We start from the raw sequence: 19,607 nt of genomic DNA on the forward strand, positions 1-19,607 counted from the left end.
ACAGGCACCTTATATGGACTTCTTTAGCACGCAAAATATTCTGGTTCACATTCCACTTGGCGTTGGCGGCTACGATCTCTCATGGATCGAAGCCGTTGGCACCATCGCTGGCTTGCTGTGTATCTGGCTCGCCAGCCTGGAAAAAATCATCAACTACTTTTTCGGGCTGATTAACGTCACGCTCTTCGCGGTGATCTTCTTCCAGATTCAGCTCTACGCCAGCTTATTGCTGCAGCTGTTTTTCTTCGTCGCCAACGTTTACGGCTGGTACGCGTGGAGTCGGCAAACCGCCAACAACGAAACTGAGCTGCAAATTCGCTGGCTGCCGCGCTCAAAAGCCTTGGGTTGGGGCGCGGCGTGCGTGGTGGCGATTGCTCTGATGACGTTTTATATCGATCCGGTTTTCGCCTTCCTGACCAAAACAGCGGTCGGCATCATGCAGAGCGTGGGGCTTAACGTGGCGATGCCGCAGCTGCAGCCGGATGCTTTCCCGTTCTGGGATTCATGCATGATGGTGTTGTCGATTGTGGCGATGATTCTCATGACGCGTAAATACGTTGAGAACTGGCTGCTGTGGGTGGTGATCAACGTCATTAGCGTGATGATCTTTGCGCGTCAGGGCGTTTATGCCATGTCACTGGAGTACGCGATTTTGACGCTGATTGCGCTTAACGGTTCGCGTCTGTGGATGCAAAGCGCACGCGAACATGGCTCGCGCGCGCTGTCACATCAGTGATGGTGATGAGCATGACCTTCCAGCGCAGCATGGTCGTGGTGATCGTGCTGCGCGGCGCTGTTATCTAAACAGAGCTCACAGTCCGGTCCGCTGCAAGGCTGATACTCCATCTGCACCGTGGCATGGGCAATTTGATAGTGCTCATGCAGATAATGGTGGATGCGCTTAAGCAGGCCGTCATGATCGTAAGGCGGAATCACCTGTACATGCAGCGTCAGCACCGGCTTTTCACCTACTTGCCACAGATGAACGTGATGCACGTTACGCACTTCATCGATATTGCGTGTCAGCTCGCGCGACAGTTTATCCGCGTTGATATGGCCCGGCGCACCTTCCAGCAACTCATGCAGACTCTCGCGCAGCAGCGACCAGGCACTGCGCACTACCAGCAATGACACCAGCAGCGACAGAATCGGATCGATCGGCGTCCAGCCGGTCAGCATGATGATCACCGCCGCGACAATCGCACCGACCGAGCCCAGCAAATCGCCCAGCACATGCAAAGCCGCCGCACGTACGTTGAGATTCTTCTCTTCGCTGCCGCGATGCAGTAGCCAGAACGACAGCAGATTGGCCAGCAAACCGGCAATGGCGATGCCAAGCATCAATCCGCCAGCGATTGGCTGTGGCTCGTAGAAGCGACGCAGCGCTTCCCAGACAATCAGCACCGTTATCACCAGCAGCGCAATGGCGTTGACGAACGCCGCTAAGGTGGTGAGGCGCAGTAAGCCAAAGGTATGACGTGCATTGGGTTTGCGCTGAGCAAACTGCACCGCAAGTAATGCCATCAGCAGTGCGGCGGCATCGGTCAACATATGTCCGGCATCGGCCAGCAGCGCCAGCGAGCCAGAAACCAGCCCGCCAATCACTTCCGCCACCATAAACAGCGCCGTTACGCCAAACGCCGCTGCCAGCCGCGTGCGGTTGCTGCTAGCTGCGCCGTGGGAATGAGTGTGTGCCATAATTTTCCAGTTGTTTAAGTAACCTGTTTGTTAAGGATATCAGTAAATTGAGATCATCAAGCGGCAACTGCTGCTGTTTGGTCTGCACAATCAACTGCTGACAGCGCTCGGCAACCTCATCCATCCCGAGCATCAACCAGCTGCCTTTCATGCGGTGCGCTGCCTGTTCCAGCGCTGACCAGTTTTGTTTATCGCGTGCGCTGATCAGCAAATCCCGATCCTGTTGCAGCGTGCGCTGCAAGGTCTGGCAGATGCGTGGAATAAACGCCTGATTATTCTGCGCCAAAATCAGCAAGCTGTTTGGTAACAAATCCAACGGATCTTTTATCGCGCGCGCCAGCAGCGGCGCCAGATGATCAAGCTCGATGGGTTTGAGCAGCAAGGCTTCATCGTCCTGCAGGGCGATTTTCAGCAACTGAACATCCGCAGAGCACAGCACGCGCAGCGTGGCGGTGCCGCGCTGGCGCTGGCGACGGCGCAGAATGCGCAGTAGCGTTAAACCATCCGGGCGCGGCATCATCTGGTCGATAAACAGAATATCGAAGGCGCGCTGGGCATCGGCGTGCAGCAGCGCTCGGCCCTCTTCAAATACTTGCGCCTGCACACCAAAGTTCGCCAGCTGCTGCTGCATCACTAAAAGATTGGTTGGATGATCGTCCACGATCGCTACACGCAGCTGCGGGTAAAGTGGCCAGCTTGCTGTGCGCTCGGTTAACGGCTCTTCGCTCAGTACTAACGGCAACTGCACGCTGACCGTGGTGCCGCTGCCGGGTTCTGATGTGAGCGTTAGCGTACCGCCCATCCGTTGCACAATCTCGCGACAGATAAACAAACCCAATCCGCTACCTTGTACCGCATGGCTTTTGCCGGATGGCGCCTGATACCAAGGTTCAAACAGCTCTGCCTGCTCGTTAAGCGGAATGCCGCTGCCGGTATCGGCCACCGTAAGCTGGATATGCGCATCAACCGCCAGCGACAGGCGCACTTCGCCTTCGCGGGTAAACTTCAGGGCGTTGGCGACCAGATTATTCACCACCTGCTGCAGGCGATCGCCATCCAGTAACACGCTGGCAGGCAGTGGCGTCAGGGCTTCGGCAATCAGGTTTGGCCCGGCATCGCGCATCAAGGGATGATAGAACTGCTGTTGCTGCTGCAGCCAAAGTGTCAGATTGAGCGGACGCGGCGCCAAACGGAAGCTCTGGCTCTCAATGCGTGCGTGATCCTGCAAGTCGTTCAGCAGCGCCATCAGCGAGCGCGCGCTGCTGTGCATCAGCGCCAGCCGTTCGCTCGGGTGCTGTTGCTGTTCCAGCTCCAGCAAACCGAGAATCGCCTGCATCGGCGTGCGCAGTTCGTGGCTGGCAGTGGCGAGAAACTGGCTCTTGGCGGCATTGGCGCGTTCGGCCTGTTCACGTTGCAATCGATCACGACGCTGCTGCCAGTAACGACGCGCCAGCAAACCCAGCAGCAACAGAATAATCACGCCAGCCGCAATCAAAATCATCAGCGGAATATTGCGCATCGCCATCGTCGTGCCGGGCTGCGGCGGCTGCGACCAGCTGACGCGCATCTGATTGAGCGTATCGGGCGGGATCTGCTGCAATGCATGGTCGAGCAGGGCGCGCAGCTCAGGCTGTTGTGCGCTTACCTGCGGTGCCAGCGGCCATGCGATATCGCTGGCGGCAAATGCCAGATGCACACGATTATCTTCGTGGCTCGCCATGCGCCAGCGGGCGGAAAGCACGTTATCCACCAGCGCATCAATCTGGCCGCTATTCAGCGCTTGCCACAGCTGCGCCCGGTCGTCGAACGGCTGTGGCGTAACGCCAGATGGCAGCAAACGTGAGGCGAGATCGTCGCGTAACACGCCTACGCGCTGGCCTTGTAGGGATTGCCAGTTCATCGGTTGATGGGTGGCAAGCGTGTAAATTCCCCAAATGGCGCGCCATACCGGCAAGGTGTTGCTGCCGGGGTCGTCGCCATACAGCGGCTGTAACAGATTCAGCATTACCTGCTGTTGCTGCAAAAGCGTGGCGGCCTGCTGCGGATTGTTGACCCAGCGTGGAGTAAAACGCAGGCCGGTACTTTGGCTCAGCGCGTTTAGCAGATCGATGCCAAAGCCACGCGCATTACCGTTGCTGTCGCGATAACTCCATGGCGCGTTATCCGCCTCAACCGCATACGGAATCTCGTTGTGCTGCGCGAGCCACTGCTTTTCGCCGGCCGACAGCATCAATGTTTGCGTGTCCTGATAACGCAGCAGCGGCGGACTCCAGCGCTGCTGGACGCGACTGCTAAATTCGGCGGGCAGCAGGCGCAGCTGGCTGTTAAGCCAGTGGATCAAGGCGGCATCGCGCGCCAGCGCACGTAACGTCAGTTCGCCCGCGCCGGGATCGGCGGTGATTTGGTAGATTTGTCCTTGCTGCAGCTGGCCCAGCAGGAAACCGGCGCTGGCTTCATCGGCGACCAGGTAATCGCTCTGCTGATTGAGCAGCGCATACAGCGCCTGCAGATCGCCCGGCAAGGTATGCCAGCGATGCTGCTGGACAAATTCGGCGGGCAATTGCGCTAACGTCGCCTCGGCAATGGTGAGTTGCGCGGTATCGCTGTTGAACATCACCGCGCGCTGATTATCCCGGTTGCGATAGATACGAATCGGGCTGCTGTACCAGCTGTCGCTGAGCAGAACATCGGGCGGCAGCTCGGCGTGTTGATTGCTTAACACCAAATCCACCTCGCCGCGCTGCAATGCTGCCAGTTGCTGCGCGCGATCGGCATAGCTTTGCAGCGTGAAATGGGTGCCGGTCAGTTGACTCAGAGCGCTGAGATAGTCGGCGTCGATGCCCCAGATGTGATCGCCAATGCGCATCGCCCAGGGCGCGCTGTTTTGTGCTGGCACCGCGACGCGCAAGGTTGCACCCGGCCACGGCTCGGCGTGCGGCGCTGGCATCATTGCGGGTAACATCACGCTGCTGGCGGGTTGCAGATCGGCTTTCGCCAGCACACTCAGCACCAACAGGCTGAGTAGCAGCCATATCCTCACTGCTGCGCTTTCCACAGTTCAGCCAGTTCAACCACCGATTGCACGCCGGTTTTCTCCAGGATGTTCTTCTTATGGGTGCTGACGGTTTTATTGCTGATGTGCAGCTGCTCGCCAATTTGCAGATTCGATAAGCCGCGTACCAGCAACGCTACAATTTGCTGCTCCTTCTCGGTTAACGGCAGTTCGATACGCTCTGGCAGCGGCGGAAACGCCTGTTGTCCGCCGAGCACTGCCAGAATTGCACTCAGCAGTTGCGCCATGCTTTGGCTTTTCACCACGTAACCGGCGGCGCCCAACGACACTGCGCTGAGCAATGTGTGACGGCTCTGCTGCGCGGAATAGATTAATACCGGGCAGTGCTGATTGCGCACGCGTAACCGGCGCAGCAACTCAAGGCCGTCGCAATCGGGTAGGCCAATATCCAGCACAATTAAGTCGATGGGATGTTGCTGCAGCAGTTGGCGTGCCTGGGCTTCGTCGCCAGCGGCGTGAATTTTCAGCGTGATAGGAGCGTTAACGCAAGCCGCTTCCAGTGCGACTTCAACTAACGGGTGATCATCAATAAGCAGCAATGAAGCCATGAATCAGTTCCTGTGAATTTCATTGCTTCAGCATAGCGGAAAAGGGCGGGGGGCAAAATAAAAGGGAGAGCCGAAGCTCTCCCGATTGAGACCAATGACTTACTTATTGCGTGGTGCCATCGGTCTTATGATGCTTGGTTCCGACTTTTTTATTCATGTCAGGGCATTTGCCCTCTTTACACATTGAATTTTTATGAACCTGTTCCGCAGACATATTGCTGGTGTTGGTGCCGGATGTTGCAGCGCTATTAGTGTTCATGCTGCCGCTGTTGATTTTGCTGTTATCAACTTTATTCGGTGGCAGATTCTGTTTTGCACCGCCCGCTGCTGCGCCTGCTTCTGCTGAAGCGTTAGCCGCGCCATTATTGTCTGCAGCCATTACAGCACCGCTACCTAAAGTCATCGCTGCCGTCAGAAAGATCATTGCAAACTTATTCATCATTATGCTCCAGTAATTAATGGATAGTTGCCGTCAAACACGCACTGGTGTTAATTGACGAAAATAGCGTGCCGCGATGGAATAAAATTCCACCTTATACGCTTCGCTTAAATATTAAATTTTGTAAACACCTCATTCCTTAGTGCTTACATTTAAAAAGCTTAGTGCATAGATATATAAATGCAAACTTGAGATATACATTTTAGCCACGGTGCGTAATTTACACCTACCGCGCGAAGGGCTAAAGTGGGCGGGTTGCGCCCGACGGACGTTGGGCCAGAAATTTGAATGGAATTGTGTATGGATTACCAGAACGACGACTTACGCATCAGAGAGATCAAAGAGTTACTTCCTCCTGTTGCCTTGCTTGAGAAATTCCCCGCCACCGATAAAGCTGCCGAAACCGTTGCGCAGTCACGTCAGGCGATTCACCGCATTCTGCATGGCGAAGATGATCGTCTGCTGGTGGTGATCGGTCCGTGCTCGATTCACGATACCCAGGCTGCGCAAGAGTATGCCGCGCGTCTGCTGAAATTGCGTGATGAGTTGAAAGACGATCTCGAAGTGGTGATGCGCGTTTACTTTGAAAAACCGCGCACCACGGTGGGCTGGAAAGGGCTGATCAACGATCCATTTATGGATGGCAGCTTCCAGATCAACGACGGCCTGCGTCTGGCGCGCAAGCTGCTGGTGGATATCAACGATATCGGTTTGCCTGCAGCGGGTGAGTTCCTCGACATGATCACGCCACAATATATGGCCGATCTGATGAGCTGGGGCGCGATTGGCGCACGTACTACTGAATCGCAGGTGCATCGCGAACTCTCTTCCGGTCTCTCTTGCCCGGTGGGCTTCAAAAACGGCACCGACGGCACCATCAAAGTGGCGATTGACGCGATTGGTGCAGCCAGCGCGCCACACTGCTTCTTGTCGGTCACCAAATATGGTCACTCGGCGATTGTCGAAACCAGCGGTAACGAAGATTGCCACATCATTCTGCGCGGCGGCAAAGAGCCGAACTACAGCGCTGAACACGTGGCGGCTGTGAAAACCGGTCTGGAGAAAGCAGGCTTGCGTCCGCAGGTGATGATCGACTTCAGCCATGCCAACAGCAGCAAGCAGTTCCAGCGTCAGATGGTCGTTTCTGATGACGTGGCGCAGCAGATTGCCGGCGGTGAGCAGGCGATTACTGGCGTGATGATCGAGAGTCATCTGGTGGAAGGCAATCAGAGCCTCGACAGTGGCAAACCGCTGGTGTACGGCCAGAGCGTGACCGATGCCTGCATCGGCTGGGAAGACACCGAGAAAGCGTTGCGTCTGCTGGCTCAGGCGGTCAAACAGCGTCGCGGTTAAGCCTTGCGGCAATAAAAAAGGCCAGACTCGCGTCTGGCCTTTTTGCGTTTCAGCGGTCGCTTACTTCGCTTTACCCTGGTTTGCTACGGCAGCGGCTTTCGCAGCGATCTCGTCAGCATCACCCAGATAGTAACGTTTGAGCGGCTTGAAGTTCTCGTCGAACTCATACACCAATGGCACGCCAGTTGGGATGTTCAGTTCGAGGATCTCGTCTTCGCTCAGGTTGTCGAGGTATTTTACCAGCGCACGCAGTGAGTTGCCGTGTGCAGCAACAATCACTTTCTCACCGCTCTTAATGCGCGGCAGAATGCTTTCGTTCCAGTAAGGAATCACGCGTTCGATGGTCAGCGCCAGGCTTTCGGTGGTTGGCAGCTGCGCGTCAGTCAGTGAAGCGTAACGCGGATCGTGGCCAGGGAAACGCTCATCAGCGCGATCCAGCTCTGGTGGGGTGATGGCAAAGCCACGACGCCACTGTTTCACTTGCTCGTCACCGTATTTAGCGGCGGTTTCTGCTTTATCCAGACCTTGCAGCGCACCGTAGTGACGCTCGTTCAGACGCCAGGTTTTCTCAACCGGCAGCCAAGCCTGATCCAGCTCATCCAGCACGTTCCACAGCGTGTGGATAGCGCGCTTCAGCACTGAGGTGTAAGCGAAATCAAACACGAAACCTTCTTTCTTCAGCAGCTGACCGGCTGCTTTGGCTTCGGTGCGACCTTTGTCAGACAGGTCAACATCGTACCATCCGGTGAAGCGGTTTTCCTGGTTCCACTGGCTTTCGCCGTGTCGCACCAGTACCAGCTTAGTTACGGCCATAGCTTTACTCCTTAATGCTCGATTTACGATTAGTATTGAAACCGGCTGCGGCCACTGAGAAGCGGCTCACTAATAGCGCCATACCATAGCGGAAAACAGCGCACTGCGTAAGCCTGTCGGCAGCGCAGTGCGCGTTTTTCATCCGGTGGCTCAGTGCGGCGTGAAGCGATAACGCGTCACGGACTGCCAGCTGTCGCCGGGTTGCAGCCAGCAATCGGGCTGCGGCCACTCTGCATGGTTGGGCGAATCCGGTAAAAATTCGCTCTCCAGAGCGATGCCCTGGAAAGCAGTATAGCTGTCCTGCTCACGGGCGCGTGTTCCCGCCAGATAGTTGCCGCTGTAGAACTGCAACGCCGGGGCGGCAGTAAACACGCTCAGCTCCAGCTTGCCATCCGCAGACCACAAATGGGCGGCGGGCTGGCTGCTGTCGCCAGCGGTGTTGAGCAAAAAGGCGTGGTCATAGCCTTTCACCGCTTTTTGATCGTCATCGGCGAGGAACTCATCGGCGACGCGCTTCGGCTGGCGGAAATCAAAACTGTTTCCCGCTACCTCTTTCAGCGGCGCGTTAGGAATACCTTCGCTATCCACCGGCAAGTAACGATCGGCGTGCAGTTGTAAGCGATGCTGACGCGCATCACCATGATGCGCATCAAGATTAAAGTAAGCATGGTTGGTCAGGTTGACCGGGCAGGGCTTGTCGGTTTGCGCTTCGTAGCGAATCGACAGGCAATTATCATCATCAAGTTGATAGATGACATCGGCGATTAAATTACCGGGATAACCCTGATCGCCATCCGGCGAATCGAGGCGATAGTGCACCTCGCTTTCGCTCTGACTGATGATCTGCCAGCGACGTTTATCGAAACCTTCCGGCCCGCCGTGCAGCTGATGTGCGCCCTGATTCGCTGCCAGCAACAGATTAAGCGGCTTCAGTTCGGCCGAGGCGATGCGGTTTGCGTAGCGGCCAATCGTCGCGCCAAGATAGGCATCCTGATGCAGATAATCGGACGGCGTGGCGCAGCCGAGCAGCGCTTCACGCACGCTGTGATCCAGCATTGGCACGCGCGCTGACAGCCAGGTCGCGCCCCAATCCATAAAGGTCGCGACCATGCCGTTGCGATTGCGCAGCACAGTGATGCGCCACGGTTGCCCGTCTGGCGCGTGTGAATTCACATCACTTACCATTGGCCTGCTCCTGCGGACGCTTTGCACACGTAGAAGGTCTCTTTGATGCCGGTTTGTGCTTCATACTTCTCGGCCACCACCGCTTTCACCGCATCGACCAGATCGGTTGGCATCAGCGCCACGATGCAGCCACCAAATCCGCCGCCGGTCATGCGCACGCCGCCGCGCGGGCCGATTTCTGCTTTCACAATCTCAACCAGTTGGTCGATTTGTGGCACGGTGATTTCGAAATCGTCACGCATCGAGGCGTGCGATTCGGCCATCAGTTCGCCCATACGTTTCAGGTCGCCAGCGCTTAAGGCATCGGCTGCTTCCAGCGTGCGCGCATTTTCGGTAATGACGTGACGCACGCGTTTGGCTACCAACGCATCCAGTTCGCCTGCTGAGGCTTCAAACTCTTCCAGCGTCACATCGCGCAGCGCCGGTTTATTGAAGAAACGCGCGCCGGTTTCGCACTGCTCACGACGCGTATTGTATTCGCTGCCCACCAGGCTGCGACGGAAGTTGGAGTTGATGATCACCACCGCGACATCTTCCGGCATCGATACCGCGCGCGTGCCAAGCGTGCGGCAATCCAGCAGCATGGCGTGATCCGGCTGACCGAGCGCGGAGATCAGCTGATCCATGATGCCGCAGTTGCAGCCGACAAACTGGTTTTCCGCTTCCTGACCGTTCACCGCAATCGCTGCGCCGTCCAGATTCAATGCATACAGCTGCTGGAATACGGTGCCGACCGCCACTTCCAGCGACGCCGAAGAGCTCAGGCCCGCGCCTTGTGGCACGTTGCCGCTGATCACCATATCGACGCCACCAAAGCTGGCATCGCGTTTCTGCAGATGTTTCACCACGCCGCGCACGTAGTTGGCCCACATTGGCTCTTTCAACGGCTCAATCGGCGCATCCAGTGAGAAGCTATCCTGCTGATTGTCGTAATCGACGGCAATCACGCGCACCTGACGATCGTCGCGTTTGGCGCAGGCGATCACGGTTTGATAATCGATGGCGCACGGCAGCACGAAGCCATCGTTGTAATCGGTGTGTTCGCCGATAAGATTGACGCGGCCCGGCGCCTGAATGCTGTGCGTGGCTGGATAGCCGAAGGTGTCAGCGAATACCTGTTGAGTAATGGATTTTAATGACATTTATTGCGCCTCGCGGAAATGGACATCGCTGACAGAACGCAGACGTTCAGCTGCCTGTTCCGCCGTTAAATCACGTTGGGTTTCGGCCAGCATTTCATAGCCAACCATAAATTTGCGTACCGTGGCTGAACGCAGCAACGGTGGATAGAAGTGCGCATGCAGCTGCCAGTGATCGTTACTTTCGCCGTTGAACGGCGCGCCGTGCCAACCCATTGAATAGGGGAATGAGCACTGGAACAGGTTGTCGTAGCGGCTGGTGAGCTGCTTGAGCGCCAGCGCCAGATCGGTGCGCTGTGGCTCGGTGAGATCGGTGATGCGTTTCACATGGGCTTTAGGCAGCAGCAAGGTTTCAAACGGCCACGCCGCCCACCACGGCACCACGGCCAGCCAGTGTTCGGTTTCTACCACCGTGCGGCTGCCATCATTCATTTCACGCGCGGCGTAATCGACCAGCATCGGCGTGCCTTTCTCGGCAAAATAGTGACGCTGATGGTCATCTTCTTTCTGCGCTTCGTTCGGCAGGAAGCTGTTGGCCCAAATCTGACCGTGTGGATGAGGATTGGAGCAGCCCATCGCCGCACCTTTGTTTTCAAACACCTGCACCCACGGATAGTGCTGGCCGAGGTCGGCGGTCTGTTCCTGCCAGGTACGCACGATATCTTCCAGTCCGCTCAGCGGCAGCTCCGGCAGCGTTTTGCTGTGATCCGGCGAGAAGCAGATCACCCGGCTGGTGCCACGCGCACTTTCGCAGCGCATCAAAAGATCGTCGCTCTGCGGTGCGTCTGGCGTGTTGGTCATCAGCGCGGCAAAGTCATTGGTGAACACGTAAGTGCTTTTATAGTTAGGGTTTTTGTCACCGGTAATGCGAGTGTTTCCCGCACAGAGGAAACAGTCAGGATCGTGCGCCGGCAGCTGCTCCAGCGCCGGGGTTTCCTGCGCGCCTTGCCACGGACGCTTAGCGCGATGGGGTGAGACCAGCACCCATTGATCGATCAATGGGTTATAACGGCGATGCGGATGATCGACCGGGTTAAATTTTTCCATGATGAGTCCTGGTAAACGGCAAACAGATAAAAATGATTTTGATCAAAGTAGCACAAAGACCAGCGTGAAAGCGTGATCCAGTCTGGATAAATGGTATCGTTTACACAAGGTGACGATTCTCATTTTGTGGGGTTATCAGTGCTATTTGCTTACTTACCAGGCAATGAAATGGTAGCGGTTACATTGCCTTCATACTTCGAACTGCTGCTGCGTTGGCTGCGCATGCGCGCCCCAGTCACTTACTGATGTAAGCTCCTGGGGACTTGCCTGCTTGCCGCCTTGCAGCAGCACGAATTATTTTGGCAATGGCTTTATTGCACGGTAGGCCTTCGTAGGGTCGCCATTCATGGCGACCGCTAATTAACGCAGCGACTCTTGCAGAAAACCGTAACCCTGTTCCTGCGCGACAAAACTCAGGCGGTGGGTGATGCACTGCGGGGCATCTTCGGCGTGATGGGAAACAAACAGCAGTTGTGTGCGGCCTTCGCCAATCAGCACATCGACAAAGCGACGCACCAGCTGGCGGTTAATCGGATCCAGTCCTTGCAGCGGTTCATCAAGGATCAATAACGTAGGATGCTTCACCAGTGCGCGCGCAATCAACACCAGCCGCTGCTGTCCCCACGACAAACTGTGGAACGGCGCATCGGCCAGCTGATTATCCATACCGAGCAACGCCAGCCACTGACGCGCCAGCGCTTTTTGCCGATCGGACACCGCCTGATACAAGCCAATCGAATCGAAGAAGCCAGAGAGCACCACGGTGCGCACATTGCAGCTGACGCGATAATCGAGGTGCAGGCTGCTGCTGACATAACCAATGTGCTGCTTGATATCCCAGATGGTTTCACCGCTGCCGCGTCGGATGCCGAACAGCGTTAAATCGTTGCTGTAACCCTGCGGATGATCGCCGGTCACTAAACTGAGCAGGGTAGATTTACCCGCGCCGTTCGGCCCCACAATCTGCCAGTGTTCGCCGGGATTAACCTGCCAGTTCAGGCCATCAATTACCGCTTTATCGTTGTACGACACCACGCCGTTGCGCAGAACCACGCGCGGCGCATCTTCGGCCAGCTGCGGCAATTGATCCGGCTGATCCGCTTCCGGCAGCGCCATGCCCTCGAGTTTCTCGCTGTGCGCCAGCTGCGCCACCAGCGCTTCAGCCAGAATCGCGCGGCGCTCGCCCACGTGGGTTAACGTGCATTCCGCCAATACGCCAACCTTCTCGACAAAGTCAGGAATATCATCAAAGCGATTGAGCACCAGCACCACGCTAAAACCGCTTTGATGCAGATCATTGAGGGTTTGCGCCAGGCTGGCGCGCGACGCCACATCTAACCCATCGAAAGGTTCATCGAGGATCAGCAAATCCGGCTGCGCCATCAGCGCCTGACACAGCAGCGTTTTGCGCGTCTCGCCGGTGGAAAGATATTTGAAGCGACGATCAAGCAGATAAGTGATGCCAAACTGCTGCGCCAGCGCCTGACAGCGCGCCTCATCTTTCACTTCGTCCTGAATGATTTGCGCGGCGGTGCGGCCGGTATCGTCTTCGCCTTCACTCAGCAGATCGGTGTTATTGCGTTCCCACTCATCGCTGACCAGTTTTTGCAGCTGCTCTAACGAAAGACGCGTGCGGCGCTGAAAATTCTGCTGCACGCTGCCTTTGCCGGGCAGCAACTCGCCGGAGAGGGCGCGCGCCAGCGATGACTTGCCGCTGCCGTTGGCGCCGACGAACGCCCAGCTTTCGCCGCTGTTGAGAGTTAAATCGTTGAGGGACAGTGCTCGGGTGTCGCTAAGGTGAAACGTGCCTTGCGAAATTTGCAATGAAGCCATGATCTATTCCGTTTTATGCATCGTATTGCTCAGTTTTAGCCAGCGATGCAGGCGAAGTCAAATCATGGCGTGGATTTCAGAGCAGTGTGGCGATGATGGCGTGTTCGGCATTAAAACTGGCGGTGACGCTGGCACCAACCTGCAGATTCTGCTGTTTCACCGCGTCATTGGTGACGGTAGCGCACAGCGTTTCGCCGCTCGGCAACGCCATCAATACTTCGCTAACCTGATCGCCTGGCTCAATCGCGCTGATCTGCGCGGCCAGCTGATTATCGCTACTGTCGGCGGCGTGACTGACGTGAATCCACGGCGCTTTAATCAGCACCAGCACCTCTTTGCCGCTGTCGAGCTGTAGCCGTTCAGCGCTGCGGGCGGTGATCGCCACTTGCAGGCGCGTCACGCCATCAGCGAGCAGCACCTCAATGTGCTGCTGCACCTGCTGATGATCGCTGGCCAGCACCGTACCAAACAGCTGATTGCGCGCGCTGGTTTGCAGCGAGAAGCGCGCAATTGCCGCCAGCAAACTGTCGAGCGGCAAACTGTCGTTTTGCAGCACATCGAAGGCTTTCTGTTGAATCTGCTCCATTAACTGGAACAGCTGAATCAAGCGTTCGCCATAACGCGTCAGCTGCGCGCCGCCGCCGCCTTTGCCGCCGGTCGCGCGATCCACCAGCGTTTGATCGGCCAGCTGATTCATTTCATTGATCGCATCCCAGGCGCTTTTGTAGCTGATGCCCGCCAGTTTCGCGCCCTGGCTAATCGAGCCAGTTTGCTGCACGCGTTTCAGTAATTCGATGCGGCGCGGATCGGCAAACAGCTTTTGCTGAAGACGAATATGGAGAGAAAGTTCTGCCTGCATGTCAGCTCCTTAGGTTTATCTGACCAGTGTAAGGCCTAAAGTAAAAGCACGAAAAGGGCAGTGCGTTTTTTTCGCTAACCGTTACAATCACTTTTTTATTTTCTGCGTGAGGTTTCCATGCTGGAACTGTTAAAAAGCCTGGCTGTGGCTATCATCATGGTGCCGATTGTGATGGCTATTATGCTCGGTCTGATTTACGGCCTGGGTGAAGTTTTCAACGTCATCTCAAAATTTGGCCGCCGCGACGATCGTCCTGCCAACAGCTCACAACACTAATTTCTCAACGCCCGCTTCCTGCGGGCGTTTTGTTTCTGAACTTCTGTAAAATCCTGCCGATATATATCCCATCGTCCAGGTCGCCATAAATGGCGACCCTACGTCACCAAATAGCGGCTGACATGCTTTGTGCTCACGTTGTATTATCAAATATATAACGTAACAAGGAGCAACAAATGCAAACAATCAATTACCGCTGGGCTGCTGCAACCGTCTTAGGCGTTTCGTTGGCGGGTCACGCCGTGGCCGCAGAAAAAATTACCGTGTTCGCGGCGGCATCGCTGACCAATGCGCTGCAGGAAATTGCGACGCAGTATCAGAAGAAAAGTGGCGTAGAAGTGGTCTCTTCTTTTGCCTCTTCTTCGGTGCTGGCGCGCCAGATCGATCAGGGCGCACCTGCCGATCTGTTCATCTCTGCCGATCAGCAATGGATGGACGATGTAGTGGCGAAAAACAGCGTGGTAACCAGCACGCGCTATACGCTGCTCGGCAATGATCTGGTGCTGATTGCACCGAAAAGCGACGCGGCTAAAGCGGTCACGATTGACAGCAAAACCGACTGGAAAAGCCTGCTGAAAGGCGAGCGGCTGGCGGTGGGCGATCCGGATCACGTGCCCGCTGGCATTTATGCCAAAGAAGCATTACAAAAACTCGGCGCGTGGGACGCTTTATCCCCGCAGCTAGCGCCGGCTAATAATGTGCGTGCCGCGCTGGCATTGGTTGAGCGTAATGAAACGCCGTACGGCATCGTGTATGGTTCGGACGCGGTGGCCAGCCAAAAAGTGCAGGTCGTGGGACGATTCCCGGAAGATAGCCACAAGCCCGTGGAATATCCGATGGCGATTGTCAAAGAACATCAGAACGCAACGGTAGAAGCCTTCTACAACTATTTGCAGGGGCCGGATGCCGCTGCCGTGTTTAAACAGTATGGATTCACGCCGAAGAAATGATATTGAGCGATCCCGAATGGCAGGCCGTTTTTCTCAGCCTGAAAGTTTCTTGTGTAGCTGTGATCTGCAGCTTGCCGTTTGGCATCATGATGGCCTGGATACTGGCGCGCTGCCGTTTTCCGGGCAAAACCCTGTTGGATAGCATCGTCCATTTGCCGCTGGTGCTGCCGCCGGTGGTGGTGGGTTATCTGCTGCTGATCGCTTTAGGCCGTCGCGGTTTTATCGGCGAATGGCTGTATGACTGGTTTGGCTTCACCTTTGCCTTTAGCTGGCGCGGCGCGGTGATCGCTTCGGCGGTGATGGCGTTTCCGCTAATGGTGCGCGCGATTCGTCTCGCGCTGGAAGCGGTGGATACCAAACTGGAGCTGGCCGCCCGCACGCTGGGTGCCGGGCGCTGGCGCGTGTTTTTCACCATCACACTTCCGCTCACCTTGCCGGGCATTATTGTCGGCACGGTGCTGGCCTTCGCCCGCTCGCTGGGCGAATTTGGCGCCACCATCACTTTTGTCTCCAACATTCCCGGCGAGACGCGCACCATTCCGTCGGCGATGTTCACCCTGATTGAAACGCCGGGTGCGGAAGGCACCGCAGCGCGACTTTGTGCAGTGGCGATAGCGTTAGCACTGATGTCGCTGGTGGCGTCTGAGCTGCTGGCGCGCTGGGGCCGTAAACGGCTGGGAGCGGCATAATGCTAAATCTGCATCTTTCTCAGCAGTTGGGCGATCATCTGCTCGACGTCAACGTCAACATTCCCGCCAGCGGCATCACCGCCATTTTCGGCGTATCGGGCGCGGGCAAAACCTCGTTAATTAACGCGATTGGCGGATTAACCCAGCCGCAAAGCGGGCGCATCGAGTTAAACGATCGCCTGCTGTTCGATTCGGACACGCGCGTGAATTTGCCGCCAGAGAAGCGCCGTATCGGCTATGTGTTTCAGGATGCGCGGCTGTTCCCGCACTATCGCGTGCGCGGCAATCTGCAATACGGCATGGCGCCCTCAATGAAGCCGCAGTTCAACGCGCTGGTGGCGCTGCTCGGTTTAGAGTCGCTGCTAACGCGTTATCCCGCGTCGCTTTCGGGCGGTGAAAAACAGCGCGTGGCAATTGGCCGCGCTTTGCTGACCGCGCCCGATATTCTGCTGATGGATGAACCGCTGGCATCGCTCGATCTGCCGCGCAAACGTGAGCTGATGCCCTATCTGCAAAAGCTGGCAAAGCAGGTCGATATCCCGATTCTTTACGTGTCGCACAGCCTCGATGAAATCCTGCAGTTGGCGGACAACGTGCTGGTGCTGGATGCCGGCCAGGTGAAAGCATTTGGCCCGCTGGAGAAAGTGTGGAGCAGTTCGGCGATGCGTCCGTGGCTGCCGCTCGCCGAGCGCACCAGCGTGCTACGCGTGCAGGTGCTGGAGCAGCATCCCGATTACCCGATGACCGCGCTGTCGCTGGGCGATCAGCATATTTGGGTGAGCAGGGTGAATCAGCCGCTGAAAACGCCGCTGCGTATTCGTATCGCCTCGGCCGATGTGTCGCTGGCCTTGCAGCCGCCGCACAATACTTCGATCCGCAATATTTTACCGGCGCAGGTGGTTGAGCTGCTGGAGATTGACGATCAGGTGGAAGTGAAGCTGCGCATTGGCATCAGCGAGTTGTGGGCACGTATTTCACCGTGGGCGCGGGATGAGTTGGGCATCCGGCCCGATCAGTGGCTGTATGCGCAGATTAAGAGCGTGTCGATAGCGGCATAACAAAAGGTCACCATAAATGGCGACCCTACAAAACCGCACCAAACATCTGTAGGGTCGCCATTTATGGTGACCGAAATGCGTTGATGCGGAGGGTTAACTAGAAAACTTCCTGATAAATCACTTCGGCGATGCCCGGCTCCAGATTGGTGCCAATCACCTTTTTGGCGCGCGCTTTGATGGCGTCATCGGCATTGCCCATCGCCACGCCTAATCCCACCTGTTCCAGCATGCTGAGATCGTTGTAGTTGTCGCCGAACGCCAGCACGTCTTGCATGCTAAAGCCCTGACTTTCAACCCACTGCGCCAGACGCTTGCCTTTGCTGTTGCCGCCTTTGGCGATATCCACCTGATCGTGCCACGACCATTCACACGCCAGACCGAGTTCGGCTTCGGTGCGTTCAGCAAACTGCTGCAGCGCGCGGGTGTCGGGATGCGACAGCGCGAATTTCCAGATCGAATCAGCGTCAATCGCCGCCTGCGCCAGGCTTGGCACCTGCAGGAACAGCGGACGCTGCGCTTCCGGCAGCGATTGCGCCCAGTTCAACGTACGCGTCACATGGCCGGTTGGCGTCTGGTACAGCATCGCATCATCGACATACAGCAGACCGTGGATGTTCTCCTCGTCCAGCATCTCAATCACACGCGCGGCTTTGCTTTTATCCAGTGGATCGGCGGCCAGCACCTGTTTCGCCGGATAATCATACAAATAGGTGCCATTACAGCAGATTGCGGGTGTATCCAGCTTAAGTGCCTGATAAAAAGGGTGGATAGCGCAGTGGTGGCGACCGGTGACGATCAACACTTTCACGCCCGCCTGTTGCGCGCGGGCCAGCGCTTCGATGGATTCAGGCAGAATGGTTTTGTTCGGGGTCAGCAGGGTGCCGTCGAGGTCAAGGGCGATTACGCGGTAGCTCATTACACTTTCCGTCCGGAAGTTGGCAAAGCATTGAGTCTACACCCGGCAGCGGCCCTGAGACAAAAAACAGGGCACAAATGAATCCAGCGCGACAAAATGAAACGCGCTACAGTTATCCCTTTCATCAGGCAGCGAATAAGGAAAACGCATGAAACAAGTCGTGTATACCGCCAGTCCCGAGAGCCAGCAGATTCATGCCTGGCAGTTGCAGGAAGATGGCGCACTGACGTTATTGCAGGTAACGGATGTTGCCGGCCAGGTGCAGCCGATGGTGGTGAGCCCGAAGAAAGATTTCCTCTATGTAGGTGTTCGTCCGAATTTTCGCGTGCTGGCGTTCCGCATTGCGGCCGACGGTTCGCTGAGCCTCGCCGGTGAAGCACCGCTGCCGGGCAGCCCAACCCACATCTCCACCGATCGTCACGGCAATTATCTGTTCTGCGGCTCGTACAACGATGCCTGCGTCAGCATCAGCCCGATTGGCAGCGATGGCTTGCCGCAAGCGCCGAGTCAGGTGATCAGCGGGTTGGACGGTTGCCACTCCGCCAATATCGACCTGAATAACCAAACGCTGTTTGTTCCGGCACTGAAGCAGGATCGCATCTGCCTGTATCAACTGAACGCAGACGGCACGCTGGCCCCGCGTGAACAAGCGCAGGTCACCACCGTTGAAGGTGCGGGTCCGCGTCACATGGCGTTCCACCCTAACGGCGCGTATGGCTACGTGGTGAACGAGCTGGATAGCAGCGTCGATGTCTGGGCGCTGAACAATGTGCACGGCCAGGTTGAGCGGGTGCAGAGCCTCGACATGATGCCGAAGGATTTCAGCGATACGCGTTGGGCGGCGGACATCCACATCACGCCGGATGGCCGTTTCCTCTATGCCTGCGACCGTACCAGCAGCACCATTACGGTGTTCAGCATCAGTGAAGATGGTTCGGTGCTGGCGATTGAAGGTTACCAGCCGACTGAAACCCAGCCGCGCGGCTTTAATATTGATCACAACGGTCAATATCTGGTGGCAGCGGGACAAAAATCGCACCACATCGAAGTGTATAAGATTCAGGAGCGCGGCCTGCTTAATCCGCTGGCGCGTTACGCAGTAGGACAAGGCCCAATGTGGGTGGTAATCCACCAGCTGTGATAACTTTTTGGGGCGCCATTCATGGCCAACTACTTGTCATTTAAGCGGTAAACTGGCATCGCAGGGGTTCCGCCCGCTAAACATCTGGCAGTTTCAGAATGCGTGAAGCAGGCGGCCGGGCTAAGGTCCGAAGGCGCGGACCTTAGCAATCCGCGCCTTGCGCCGTCCTCGCTGTTCCCTCGCTTATCCTTCCGTCCTGACGGACCGCGCGGATTCGCCTTCCTGGCTCATGCCGCGCTTTCGCCGACGTCGTGTCGGCTCATCCTGGCCGTCACTCTGCGCTCGGCGCTGCGGATGGCGCGCAATAGCGCCGCCTGTGATGACAGTGCCCGAATTGGTTTTTTCGTAGGGAATGCATTTATGCGCACCAGGTTGCCATGAATGGCAACCCTACGGGATTTATAGCGATTTTGAGTTAAGAATACACACGACTGCTGCAGCGCGGGTGTTGAGGCGACATCCCAAAACGCTGAACGAGTGAGGGATTCCAGGGCGAGCCGCATGGATGCGGCGAGAGGTGGCGCTGAGCAGGAGCGAATCGCCACCGGTCCGTCAGGAATCGTGAATGAGTGAAGGTACCGCGCAGCGGC

Annotated in this window: 18 protein-coding genes; 7 read left to right on the forward strand and 11 right to left on the reverse strand. The window is 56.7% G+C overall.

The genetic code is table 11. The features are described from left to right. Positions 1-13: 13 nt before the first annotated feature. Positions 14-736 carry a nicotinamide riboside transporter PnuC gene (gene pnuC, locus VIJ98_RS05800; protein ID WP_154153327.1) on the forward strand — a complete coding sequence of 241 codons (723 nt, stop codon included), beginning with the start codon at positions 14-16 and terminating at the stop codon, positions 734-736. Here pnuC and zitB read toward each other — a convergent pair. From zitB to VIJ98_RS05820, 4 genes are all read right to left on the reverse strand, one after another. Further along, positions 730-1,698: a CDF family zinc transporter ZitB gene (gene zitB / locus VIJ98_RS05805; RefSeq protein ID WP_061717352.1), complete on the reverse strand. Its 969-nt coding sequence runs from the start codon at positions 1,696-1,698 to the stop codon at positions 730-732. The two genes, pnuC and zitB, sit on opposite strands and share 7 nt — an antisense overlap. Further along, the gene (locus tag VIJ98_RS05810; protein ID WP_323272698.1) at positions 1,667-4,753 is read right to left on the reverse strand and encodes an ATP-binding protein; all 3,087 of its coding nucleotides are present in this window, start codon (positions 4,751-4,753) and stop codon (positions 1,667-1,669) included. The genes zitB and VIJ98_RS05810 overlap by 32 nt, the downstream gene beginning before the upstream one ends. Continuing rightward, positions 4,735-5,319: a response regulator transcription factor gene (locus tag VIJ98_RS05815; RefSeq protein ID WP_008109041.1), complete on the reverse strand. Its 585-nt coding sequence runs from the start codon at positions 5,317-5,319 to the stop codon at positions 4,735-4,737. The genes VIJ98_RS05810 and VIJ98_RS05815 overlap by 19 nt, the downstream gene beginning before the upstream one ends. Positions 5,320-5,422: 103 nt before the next feature. After that, entirely contained in the window at positions 5,423-5,758 is a 336-nt protein-coding gene (locus VIJ98_RS05820; RefSeq protein ID WP_154192254.1) for a YbgS-like family protein, read from the reverse strand. A 300-nt stretch (positions 5,759-6,058) separates the two neighbouring features. Here VIJ98_RS05820 and aroG point away from each other — a divergent pair, with 300 nt between their 5' ends. After that, positions 6,059-7,111 (forward strand): 3-deoxy-7-phosphoheptulonate synthase AroG, encoded by a 1,053-nt coding sequence (gene aroG, locus VIJ98_RS05825; protein ID WP_323272700.1) that lies wholly within the window; start codon positions 6,059-6,061, stop codon positions 7,109-7,111. A gap of 60 nt (positions 7,112-7,171) precedes the next feature. On the opposite strand, the gene gpmA is transcribed toward aroG, so the two are convergent. The 6 genes from gpmA to modE form a co-directional block, all read right to left on the reverse strand. Further along, positions 7,172-7,924, reverse strand: coding sequence for a 2,3-diphosphoglycerate-dependent phosphoglycerate mutase (gpmA, locus tag VIJ98_RS05830; protein ID WP_008109047.1), 753 nt, complete (start codon positions 7,922-7,924; stop codon positions 7,172-7,174). Between the two features lie 150 nt (positions 7,925-8,074). Further along, the gene (gene galM / locus VIJ98_RS05835) at positions 8,075-9,109 is read right to left on the reverse strand and encodes a galactose-1-epimerase (RefSeq protein ID WP_312663543.1); all 1,035 of its coding nucleotides are present in this window, start codon (positions 9,107-9,109) and stop codon (positions 8,075-8,077) included. Continuing rightward, the gene (gene galK, locus VIJ98_RS05840) at positions 9,103-10,251 is read right to left on the reverse strand and encodes a galactokinase (RefSeq protein WP_154153312.1); all 1,149 of its coding nucleotides are present in this window, start codon (positions 10,249-10,251) and stop codon (positions 9,103-9,105) included. Before galK ends, galM begins: the two co-directional genes overlap by 7 nt. After that, complete coding sequence (gene galT, locus VIJ98_RS05845) at positions 10,252-11,295, reverse strand: galactose-1-phosphate uridylyltransferase (protein WP_008109054.1); 1,044 nt, start codon at positions 11,293-11,295, stop codon at positions 10,252-10,254. A gap of 360 nt (positions 11,296-11,655) precedes the next feature. Beyond that, positions 11,656-13,128 (reverse strand): molybdate ABC transporter ATP-binding protein ModF, encoded by a 1,473-nt coding sequence (gene modF, locus VIJ98_RS05850; protein WP_323272702.1) that lies wholly within the window; start codon positions 13,126-13,128, stop codon positions 11,656-11,658. 76 nt (positions 13,129-13,204) lie between these two features. Next, complete coding sequence (gene modE / locus VIJ98_RS05855) at positions 13,205-13,987, reverse strand: molybdenum-dependent transcriptional regulator (protein WP_154153307.1); 783 nt, start codon at positions 13,985-13,987, stop codon at positions 13,205-13,207. Between the two features lie 117 nt (positions 13,988-14,104). Between modE and VIJ98_RS05860 the strand changes: the two genes are divergently transcribed. From VIJ98_RS05860 to modC, 4 genes are all read left to right on the forward strand, one after another. Then, on the forward strand, positions 14,105-14,263 hold the full coding sequence (locus VIJ98_RS05860; RefSeq protein ID WP_007890616.1) for an AcrZ family multidrug efflux pump-associated protein: 159 nt from the start codon (positions 14,105-14,107) through the stop codon (positions 14,261-14,263). 176 nt (positions 14,264-14,439) lie between these two features. After that, a complete protein-coding gene (gene modA / locus VIJ98_RS05865; protein ID WP_008109062.1) occupies positions 14,440-15,213 on the forward strand; it encodes a molybdate ABC transporter substrate-binding protein in 774 nt (257 codons plus the stop codon). Beyond that, positions 15,210-15,902: a molybdate ABC transporter permease subunit gene (gene modB / locus VIJ98_RS05870; RefSeq protein WP_008109064.1), complete on the forward strand. Its 693-nt coding sequence runs from the start codon at positions 15,210-15,212 to the stop codon at positions 15,900-15,902. Before modA ends, modB begins: the two co-directional genes overlap by 4 nt. After that, positions 15,902-16,960, forward strand: a complete 1,059-nt coding sequence (gene modC / locus VIJ98_RS05875; protein ID WP_323272704.1) for a molybdenum ABC transporter ATP-binding protein ModC — start codon at positions 15,902-15,904, stop codon at positions 16,958-16,960. The genes modB and modC overlap by 1 nt, the downstream gene beginning before the upstream one ends. 97 nt (positions 16,961-17,057) lie before the next feature. On the opposite strand, the gene VIJ98_RS05880 is transcribed toward modC, so the two are convergent. Next, positions 17,058-17,876, reverse strand: coding sequence for a pyridoxal phosphatase (locus VIJ98_RS05880; protein ID WP_323272707.1), 819 nt, complete (start codon positions 17,874-17,876; stop codon positions 17,058-17,060). Between the two features lie 148 nt (positions 17,877-18,024). Here VIJ98_RS05880 and pgl point away from each other — a divergent pair, with 148 nt between their 5' ends. Beyond that, entirely contained in the window at positions 18,025-19,017 is a 993-nt protein-coding gene (gene pgl / locus VIJ98_RS05885) for a 6-phosphogluconolactonase (RefSeq protein ID WP_258144786.1), read from the forward strand. Positions 19,018-19,607 lie beyond the last annotated feature (590 nt).

This window comes from Pantoea sp. S18 (assembly GCF_045689705.1).
In the GTDB taxonomy this organism is placed as follows: Bacteria; Pseudomonadota; Gammaproteobacteria; order Enterobacterales; family Enterobacteriaceae; genus Pantoea; species Pantoea symbiotica.

Coding starts and splice junctions, on each gene's coding strand:
- pnuC (WP_154153327.1), top strand. CDS start 14: ATGGACTTCTTTAGCACGCAAAATATTCTGGTTCACATTCCACTTGGC.
- zitB (WP_061717352.1), bottom strand. CDS start 1,698: ATGGCACACACTCATTCCCACGGCGCAGCTAGCAGCAACCGCACGCGG.
- VIJ98_RS05815 (WP_008109041.1), bottom strand. CDS start 5,319: ATGGCTTCATTGCTGCTTATTGATGATCACCCGTTAGTTGAAGTCGCA.
- VIJ98_RS05820 (WP_154192254.1), bottom strand. CDS start 5,758: ATGAATAAGTTTGCAATGATCTTTCTGACGGCAGCGATGACTTTAGGT.
- aroG (WP_323272700.1), top strand. CDS start 6,059: ATGGATTACCAGAACGACGACTTACGCATCAGAGAGATCAAAGAGTTA.
- gpmA (WP_008109047.1), bottom strand. CDS start 7,924: ATGGCCGTAACTAAGCTGGTACTGGTGCGACACGGCGAAAGCCAGTGG.
- galM (WP_312663543.1), bottom strand. CDS start 9,109: ATGGTAAGTGATGTGAATTCACACGCGCCAGACGGGCAACCGTGGCGC.
- galK (WP_154153312.1), bottom strand. CDS start 10,251: ATGTCATTAAAATCCATTACTCAACAGGTATTCGCTGACACCTTCGGC.
- galT (WP_008109054.1), bottom strand. CDS start 11,295: ATGGAAAAATTTAACCCGGTCGATCATCCGCATCGCCGTTATAACCCA.
- modF (WP_323272702.1), bottom strand. CDS start 13,128: ATGGCTTCATTGCAAATTTCGCAAGGCACGTTTCACCTTAGCGACACC.
- modE (WP_154153307.1), bottom strand. CDS start 13,987: ATGCAGGCAGAACTTTCTCTCCATATTCGTCTTCAGCAAAAGCTGTTT.
- VIJ98_RS05860 (WP_007890616.1), top strand. CDS start 14,105: ATGCTGGAACTGTTAAAAAGCCTGGCTGTGGCTATCATCATGGTGCCG.
- modA (WP_008109062.1), top strand. CDS start 14,440: ATGCAAACAATCAATTACCGCTGGGCTGCTGCAACCGTCTTAGGCGTT.
- modB (WP_008109064.1), top strand. CDS start 15,210: ATGATATTGAGCGATCCCGAATGGCAGGCCGTTTTTCTCAGCCTGAAA.
- modC (WP_323272704.1), top strand. CDS start 15,902: ATGCTAAATCTGCATCTTTCTCAGCAGTTGGGCGATCATCTGCTCGAC.
- VIJ98_RS05880 (WP_323272707.1), bottom strand. CDS start 17,876: ATGAGCTACCGCGTAATCGCCCTTGACCTCGACGGCACCCTGCTGACC.
- pgl (WP_258144786.1), top strand. CDS start 18,025: ATGAAACAAGTCGTGTATACCGCCAGTCCCGAGAGCCAGCAGATTCAT.